At 68.9% G+C, this 7814-nt stretch carries 6 protein-coding genes and 2 pseudogenes; 3 read left to right on the plus strand and 5 right to left on the minus strand.

The window, feature by feature from the left end; all coding sequences use genetic code 11:
* Nucleotides 1-136: 136 nt before the first annotated feature.
* From ACWDRW_RS35010 to ACWDRW_RS35020, 3 genes and pseudogenes are all read right to left on the minus strand, one after another.
* Nucleotides 137-1930, minus strand: coding sequence for a hypothetical protein (locus ACWDRW_RS35010; protein ID WP_451730855.1), 1794 nt, complete (start codon nucleotides 1928-1930; stop codon nucleotides 137-139).
* A 233-nt stretch (nucleotides 1931-2163) separates the two neighbouring features.
* Nucleotides 2164-2872, minus strand: a pseudogene (locus ACWDRW_RS35015) (lanthionine synthetase LanC family protein); the annotation flags it as partial.
* Nucleotides 2869-3495 (minus strand): annotated as a pseudogene (locus tag ACWDRW_RS35020) (thiopeptide-type bacteriocin biosynthesis protein); the annotation flags it as partial. The pseudogenes ACWDRW_RS35015 and ACWDRW_RS35020, both read right to left, overlap by 4 nt.
* 494 nt (nucleotides 3496-3989) lie before the next feature.
* Between ACWDRW_RS35020 and ACWDRW_RS35025 the strand changes: the two are divergent.
* The 3 genes from ACWDRW_RS35025 to ACWDRW_RS35035 all read left to right on the plus strand — a co-directional run bounded on the left by ACWDRW_RS35025 (nucleotide 3990) and on the right by ACWDRW_RS35035 (nucleotide 6134).
* A complete protein-coding gene (locus ACWDRW_RS35025) occupies nucleotides 3990-5321 on the plus strand; it encodes a S8 family serine peptidase (RefSeq protein WP_451730858.1) in 1332 nt (443 codons plus the stop codon).
* Nucleotides 5322-5344: 23 nt separating this feature from the next.
* Nucleotides 5345-5626, plus strand: a complete 282-nt coding sequence (locus ACWDRW_RS35030) for a hypothetical protein (RefSeq protein WP_451730861.1) — start codon at nucleotides 5345-5347, stop codon at nucleotides 5624-5626.
* A gap of 229 nt (nucleotides 5627-5855) precedes the next feature.
* Entirely contained in the window at nucleotides 5856-6134 is a 279-nt protein-coding gene (locus tag ACWDRW_RS35035) for an SgcJ/EcaC family oxidoreductase (protein WP_451730864.1), read from the plus strand.
* 362 nt (nucleotides 6135-6496) lie between these two features.
* Here the strand turns inward: ACWDRW_RS35035 and ACWDRW_RS35040 are convergent, their stop codons facing one another.
* A complete protein-coding gene (locus ACWDRW_RS35040; RefSeq protein ID WP_451730867.1) occupies nucleotides 6497-6919 on the minus strand; it encodes a hypothetical protein in 423 nt (140 codons plus the stop codon).
* 74 nt (nucleotides 6920-6993) lie between these two features.
* Nucleotides 6994-7814, minus strand: an 821-nt coding sequence (locus tag ACWDRW_RS35045) for a DUF6745 domain-containing protein (RefSeq protein WP_451730869.1), incomplete at its 5' end; no start/stop codon positions are given.

Below are 7814 nucleotides of genomic sequence, written 5' to 3' on the forward strand. Positions count from 1 at the left end.
TGAGGCTCGTCCGACAGACCACCGCCCTGCGCGTACCTTATGACAATGGCGTACCGCGAGGGTCAAGCCTGGTCAGCAGCTACGGGAATCCGATTTCAAGCTCAGTAAGGGGCCGGAGGCTGCCCGGCCAGCGACATTAGGAATCAGTCCATGGAAAGTCGCTGAAGAACAAGGCAGTACGCTCCCAGGAGTGCATTTCGTGCTGCAACGGCGGTATCAAGCGTCTCCCGTCCGGATCGTCTGCGGCGCATGCGGCCTGCGCATATCGGATCGCCTCTTCATAGCGCCCCTGAGCGGCGAAAGCCTCGGCAGCCCGCGCGAGTGCCTGCGTCCGACCCGCGCCAGCCAGTTCTCGAAACCAGTCCCCTTCGGCGTCCAAGGCCGAGCGGTAGCGCCGGAGCACCGCGTCACATAGCCCTTCGGTGCGGTGGCCGAGGGCTCCCGCCAGAAACATCGCCTCGGCATCGCCGCCCTCCGCTCGGGGCAGCAGTGCGCCATCGCCTTCTGCCTGCAGAGTGTCCCGGTCCGTGGCCACCCCGTCCAAGGCCAGCGCGACGTACCAAATTCCGTCAGGCATCAATGGCGGCGGGTTTGACCGCCGTGCGTCCGCGATCAGTGAGCTGGGGGCGCGAACAGTCTCCCCCTCTCCGGGTATCAGCAGACCAGCCACACCGAGCCTTGGGGCTGTTGCCCATGCCAGAGCCTCGTCGAACCTTTCCCAGTCGGCCTTCGGCACGTCGGACTCGTACTCCTCGTGCACGCTCCGCAGCGATTCGACAGGCAGCGGGCCGGTGAGTCCGCAGCGGGCCAGGTCGACCGCTGCACGTACCAGCACATGACCTCGCGGATGGGCGTCCGCCCGCGAGGCCCTGCGCCACTCGTCCCACAGCTCCGGTCCGAGAGCCAGGTACTCACCCGGACTTCGGTCGCCGCACTCCTCCAAAGCCTCAGCGAGCCGGACGTCATTGGCGCACCTGGCCAGCCGTCCCAGCTCCGAGTCACTCCATTGACTTGCGAGCTCGACAATGGCCGCACGGCGCAGCACACGTGCTGCAGGGCCGCTTCCGAAGCGGTGGGCGTCGTACGTCTCTTCCCTCATGGTTCCCAGAACGAGCACCCGGGAGTCGATCAGCCGGGTCAACAGCCCGGACTCCAAACCCTGTTCGCCCAAATGACCCTCCAGCTCATCGAGCCAGAGAACGTACGATCCGTTACGCGAGCGGAGCGCGGCGGGTATGCCGCGCAGGTCCATGCCGGGGGAAGGTGCGTACACCCTGGTCTCTGGCGGCAGCGCCGCGGACAAGGCGGCCGCTGCGGTTCTGCTCTTGCCGGACAGCGGCCGCCCGGTCACCACAACCAGGCCGCCGCCACGCACCCGCCGCAACAGCTCGACCAGCTGTCCGTCGACATCCCTGTCTACATACGGCGGGAGTTCGGATACCCCTCCGAACAGGTGGGTCCGGTGCACGCCCAGCCCGATCGGGTCCACCGCGTCCAGGGCAGGCCAGTCATCCGGGGCGGCCACTCCGCCGCCCTGCGTCGCGCCGTAGTTGTGTTGAACTCCTACGACCGGCCCATGGAACGCACCGTCGCGGAAGTCAGGGTAGTCAGCGAAGGGGGCGACCCGGGCGTCATCAGCCTGACCGCCGTAGAAACCTGCAATGAGAGCGCGTAGTTCATCGGACGCCCCCGGGGCCGCGTGGAGGTTCCCAGCAAGCCTTGACGTCCAGTGCGCCAGGGCTATCTCCCGGAGACGGGGCTGATGAAGCATCTCTCCGGCCTCGATGAGTTCAGGGCCCACATCGATCCCGAGCGCCCGTTGGCAGAACTTCTCGATCCGGGCGCGAACCGCACCCCATGCCTCGGTCCCCACTGCCGCAGCCATCATCCACGCCGCGGCACCCGCCAATGCGGTTGCTTCCCGTTCCATGCACGCCCCCGCATCCAGAACGGCCCTTGGGCCTACCGTACCTGGCCACGTCGGCAGCTGACCACGAGAGCACGAGCCCAGTAACTGCTGGAACCTGACCTCAGATCACCTTCGGCCAGCTGCCGCCAAGGCATCACCCCGGACGAGGCTGGGATCAGCTCGTGGGACCGGGCATCGCCGGCAGCGAGTCGGCCGGCCAGGCAGGTGAGAGCGCGGATGCGCTCCGCGGCAGGAGCATCAGCGTGGCTGTCGACGACGATGCCCTGCCTGGCGGCGAGCGCCAGCAGGGCAACCACGCCGCCGATACCGTGCGCCATACCGTTGTTGGCGTGCCCGCCGCGGAAGCGGCCGTCCGGGCGGCCCGAGGGCCCTGTGTCCGTCCACCATCCCGGCAAGCGCTCGCCGTCGTGGGTGACCGGTTCGGTGAGGCGTACGCAGTAGTCGAGTACGGCACGCAGGGCGGGGCTGCCGGGGTCGCGGCGCAGGAGGTAGGAGCTGTAACCGCTCAGGCCGCGAATGGTGTCGAACTCCGCGAGCGCGGGGAGGAGTCCGGCGTCCATCCGGTGATGTGCGGCGTCGACGCGGCGGATCACGTCGTCAGCCATGTGCCGGTCGAGAGTGTCAAGGGCGCGCTGGTAGGCACCGGGCAGATGATCGGCGGCGCAGTCCAGCGCGTGACCGAGGGCGGGCGTCCCGTAGAAGGGGTGGCTGTCGGGGCCGCTGGTGAGCGGTTCACGGGAGGCAGCGGCGAGCCAGGCGTGGACGCGCTGCCACGGTCCCAGGCACGGCCGCAGCCCGCTCGATGTGGAGGAGGGCGATGCCGGGCAAGCCGTAGGCAAGGTGCTGCCGATGAGAGTCTGCTGGCCCAAGGTACGCCGTGTGAGGGTCGGCGAGTTGATCGGCGACGGCGTCGGCCAGTTCCAGGGCGGGGTGGGCTGTCACGGCGTCCTTCCGGTGGTACGGGCGGTCCAGGCCAGAGCGGCAGCGCGAGCGAGGTACAGGCAGACCTCCTCCTCGGGGAAGTCGACCGCGATGTGCTGTACGAAATGGACGTGCAGCAGTGAGGTCAGGACGTCGTCGACGGCGATGCCCTCGGTGTCCGATCCCGGCAGGTGTGGCCGGTAGGCGGCGAGGGCGGTGTTGCGGTCGGCCCACGCCGACACGATGGCCGCTCCGCCGGGGGCGGCTTGCAAGGCCGCCCAGTCGTCTCCGGGGTCGGCCAGACGTACGGCGTCGGTGAACTGCGGGCGCGGTACGGGCGCGGGTGCTGTGGGCGGGATGTGGTCGATCAGCCAGCGCATCCCGGCTTGCGTGCTGCCGAGGAACGCGCAGGCGATGGAGACGGTGTGTGCGGCCACCAGCGTGCGCTGGTGTGGGCGAAGGGGCCGCGAGAGCCGGCGAAGGATGGCCCGCGAGTCCGCCCGGAACACGTCCTCGGCCGCGTCCCATGCAGCACCGGATCCCCAGCGGCCCATCTCCCGGTAGGAGGTGGGGTACCGCACGTCCGCCAGCAGTCCTGCACCGCGCAGTTCATCGGTCCACCCACTCGCTGTCCGGGCCGTCTCGACGAGCAGGCTTCGCTCTGCTCCGCCACCGCATCCTTCTCGGATACCAGTCACCCTGGGTGACCACCGAAAGTGGGACAGGGCCGAACGTCTTACAGTCCCGATAGACCCGCACCCGCAACCGTCCCGACACCCCGCCGGAGCGGACCCAACCTGCAGCGGTCCACGCGGGCGGTCACGAACCTCAAGGACCCAGTTCGGCCCCAGGCGATCGAGCCAGTCCTGGTGAGCCAGCCCAACGGCGACCAGCACGTCGTGCTTGCCCTTGGCATATGTCGAAGGTATTTCGCCTGTTTGGCGGTGCCGGCAGGCTTGGCTGTCTGCCACCGTGAGTCTTGTTCGCCAGGGAAGCCAATCCACGTTGAGGGCCTGACGTCGCTCACCGTTGGCTCTCCTTCCCTCCGCAGATGCCGCCCTCGCGTCGGCCTTCCGTTCGACCCGCTGGGGCTGCCTGCAGCATCGATCAGGAGTCAAATGTGCGCGTCATGATTCAGATGCGGCCCGAGCCCGATGTCCTCCGGGCCGTCATCGACCCTCACGAAACCACCCCTGCTGCCACCACCGTTGCCGGGGACGTCCCGGGCGTCGCTCTGGATCCCAACTTCGTCCCGGTGCCGGTACCCCAGCCGCAGCCGGCGACGCCGGGCGGCGACCCGCTCTCCCTGGAACAGCCGCTTCGCTTCTCCATGGCTCCCGAGAGCGCCAGCGTTCTGGTGCGCGGGGAGATCCAGGACTACGACATCGCCAGCCGCTACGCCATGCTCGCCACCACCCGCCCTGACATCGTCGGTATCTCCTCCGACCCTGTCATCGAGACCATGCCGACGTGCGGTGGCGACGCCCCGGTGGGTAACTGGCACGACGTACAACGGAAACTGACCCAAATCCTTGAGGCGGAGGGCCTGGACGGCGCCGGGGTCCCCATCGCCGTCCTCGACTCCGGCATCAACGTCCAGCACCTCTCCCAGGTCATCGGCCACGAGGTGACTGTCGACGCGGACCGGAGCTGGAAGCCCGCCGGCGTGGTCGGCAACTTCGGGCAGTTCGCCGTGGACCACGGCACCATGTGTGCCTTCGACGCCCGGATCACCGCCCCGAAGGCAACGCTCCTCGACCTCCCCATCCTGCTGTCGCGACGCCCCGGCGCAACCGTCATGGAGGGCTTTCTCTCTGACGCGATCGCGGCCTTCTCCCACCTGCGGTTCATGCTCGAGGACATGCCCGAGGAGCGCCGCGCGCTGGTCGTCAGCAACAGCTGGGGGTCGTTCAGCCCGAGCTGGGACTTCCCTCCCGGCCACCCCGGAAACTACTCGGACAACCCGGCTCACCCCTTCAACCTGGCGGTCTCCGCTTTGGAGGAGGCGGGCGCGGACATTCTGTTCGCCGCGGGCAACTGCGGCCGCGAGTGTCCCGACGGCCGCTGCCAGTTCGTCTCCCGTCCGATCAACGGAGCGAACTCGCACCCCCGTGTGTTGTCGATCGGTGGTGTGAATGTCGAAGGAGTCCGTGTCGGCTACTCCTCGCAGGGCCCGGGACGGCTCAGTCGCCGCAAGCCCGACGCATGCACCTTCACGCACTTCGCCGGGTCGAAGGCGTTTGGCGAGCACAGCCCCGACTCCGGTACTTCGGCTGCCTGCCCCGTCGCCGCCGGTGTCGTGGCCGCAGTGCGCACGCAACTTCCCGTGAGCAAGCTTTCGCCGATGCAGATGCGCACCTTGGTGCGCCGTACCGCCAACGACGTGGGCATGGCCGGCTTCGACTTCGACCACGGGTTCGGCACGATCGACGCAGCCCGTATCGTTGATGTGATCCGCAAGCGCCGGTAGTCCGGGCTTCTGTAAGGAGAGCCATGGCTCCACAGGGCCCATTCGTCCTCGTCACCATCACGCTCCCACGGGGAGCGAGGCTCCAGGACGCGATGCGGGAGTACGGGCTGGCGTCCGACGAGGTCGACGAGTCGTACGGTGTTGTACCCGTCGATCCCGAACGGGGCACTCACGTCATGATGGTCACCGAGGATGCCGCTGGCCGGATCACCGGTGGGGCGGGGGCGCAGGGGCCGTTCGCCAACCCGAAGATCGAGCCCTTCGGCCCACCGCAACCTGGCCCTTCGGACCATCACGAAAGGTGAACCGCCGCCGTGGGGCCCGGGCGTGGCCCGGACCCCACGGCGAACGACAATCCATCTTCGGCCTGTCAGCTCATTGGAGTCGCGCGGTGCGCGCCTGGGTCGCCGAACAGGAATGGTCCTTTCTCGCCCCCACGGGCTTGACCATCCGCACACCACACCGACCGACTTACGAAAAGACCAGTAGGCACTGCCCGGCGGATCATGTGGCCGCGAGGGCACCAAGAATGAGTTGCCCGAGGAGTTCGTCGGCCTGTTCCGGGCGGACGCGATCTGGACGACGGGCCATGGCAAGCGCCTCACCGGCCGCGATGAGATCTCGTCCTTCACTCATCAGGTGCTGCCAGGCGCCATGAAGGACTCGACGGCCACGTACGAGGTGGTGCACGTGCTGTTCATCCGCCCCGACTTAGCCGCGATCAAGGCGCACGCGCTTCGAGAGATGGGGCACCAGGTCCTCGTTCAGCCATGTGCCCTCATCGGGGGCCATCCCGGGGATGCAGGAGCCTGAGATCTCCAGCAGGGGCGGGTATCGAATGAGGACGATGCGGGCGTTGGGAGCCCTGCTCCTTATCTCCTGGAGGGTGTCCCCGTACGGACCGGCCTTTCGCCGAGCGCGGCATGCTCAACCTGCCGTCGGGACTGCCCAAGGTCGATCAGGGAGCCGTCGAGAAGGGCAGACACCTTCTCAAGACGGCACGTCGGGTGGAGCGAGAGGGCATCGAGAGCGTAGTGCTGAGCGATGCCCACGACAGTCCCCTGCGCCCGTAGCCCGCCGGCTGCACGCGGGGCGTGCGGGACCCTCCTCGGCCCCCGGACCTCGCCCAACGACGTCGGCGGCAACCTACGTCAGCTGACGCGCACAGGGTGCCGTCAGTCGAGGACCACGCGGTCTTCGAGCTCGACCTGACGGCGCACCAGATAGGTGCCCGGAGCGTGGCCCATGGCGCCGTGCTCGGGGTGCAGGATGTAGGCCGTGGCGCCTTCGTGGACTGTGAAGCAGCCCACGTCCGGGCCGTCGCTGCCGTTCGGTGCCCAGGTGACCGGGCCGTCGGCCACGAGCAGGTGGGTGTTGCCGCCGTCCTCGGACGACACCAGGGGTATCCCTGCGGCGGGGACATCCCTGGCGTCTTCCCGCGGTTCGTACCCGATCAGGCCGACCGGAATGAGACCGATGTCGCCCTGGCGCTGCAGCCCGGCGGAGACCGGGATGGCCGCCTGCAGATCGAGGTGGCCCAGGACGTCGACGCCGGCGAGGGCGGTGACATGTCCGAGTGTCGGGTGCTGTGTGGTCACGGGATTCTCCGGTTCGTCGGCGGTACGCGGTCGGGTGTGATCCGGTCGGTGGGCTCGGCCTCCGGCGGTCGTCATCATGTGGCCCGGGCCATGGTGAGGTACTGCTCGCGGGTGAGGCCGAGCAGGCCCGCCGCCGCGGTCGTGGCGTCCGGGGTGTCGGCAGGCACGGCGAGGCCGTACTGACGGCGGGTGCCGTCCCGTTCGACGGAGGCGTTCGTGCACAACAGAACCCGGACCCGGCCACGTTCGAGAGGCAGTTCGTAGAGGCTGAGCCACTGCCCGGGATTGCCCGGGTCCGGCTCAGGGCAGCCCACCCGGCGCAGCCCCGCCGCCACGATGAACTCGGACCATCCCATCCGCTCGATCGCGCAGCGGCGCACCTCGACATTGGGCTCCGCGAGGATCCGCGCGGGGTCCCAGCGGCCCGCGGTCAGGGAGGCGGGCACCCTCCTGCCGTGCCAGGAGTGGATGGCCCAGCCGTCGGGCCATACGGCAGCCGGCCCGTCGGCGCAGTGCAGGCGTCCTTCCGTGTCCCGCCGGAAGAAGTCCGGGCGGGGGGTGAGGACGGCGTAGTCACGAAAGGCCCACCAGTAGCCGGCGTGCCGGGCCACCTGCTGCTCACCGTGTACGTCGTCCATGCCGGTGATGCCGAGACGCTCCATCGCCTCGGCCCACGCGTAGGGCACCACGCCGAAGGCCGACAAGGGACGCCCCCGCCACCAGCGCACAGGCAGCCGCGCCGGCACACCGTTGGGCACGGGACGGACACCCGCCTGCGCGGAAACCTGCGCGAGCAGCTGCGCGTGCACGGCCGCCACCACGTCGAGGTCGTACCGGGCGGAATCGATGTATCCCTCACTGTCGGCCCGGCTGTCCAGCACGCCTGCGTGCTGCG

The organism is Streptomyces sp. NPDC003635 (assembly GCF_053587635.1).

Bases quoted from the DNA above. Each gene is read 5' to 3' on its own strand.
- ACWDRW_RS35010 (WP_451730855.1), bottom strand. From the start codon at position 1,930: ATGGAACGGGAAGCAACCGCATTGGCGGGTGCCGCGGCGTGGATGATG.
- ACWDRW_RS35025 (WP_451730858.1), top strand. From the start codon at position 3,990: ATGCGGCCCGAGCCCGATGTCCTCCGGGCCGTCATCGACCCTCACGAA.
- ACWDRW_RS35030 (WP_451730861.1), top strand. From the start codon at position 5,345: ATGGCTCCACAGGGCCCATTCGTCCTCGTCACCATCACGCTCCCACGG.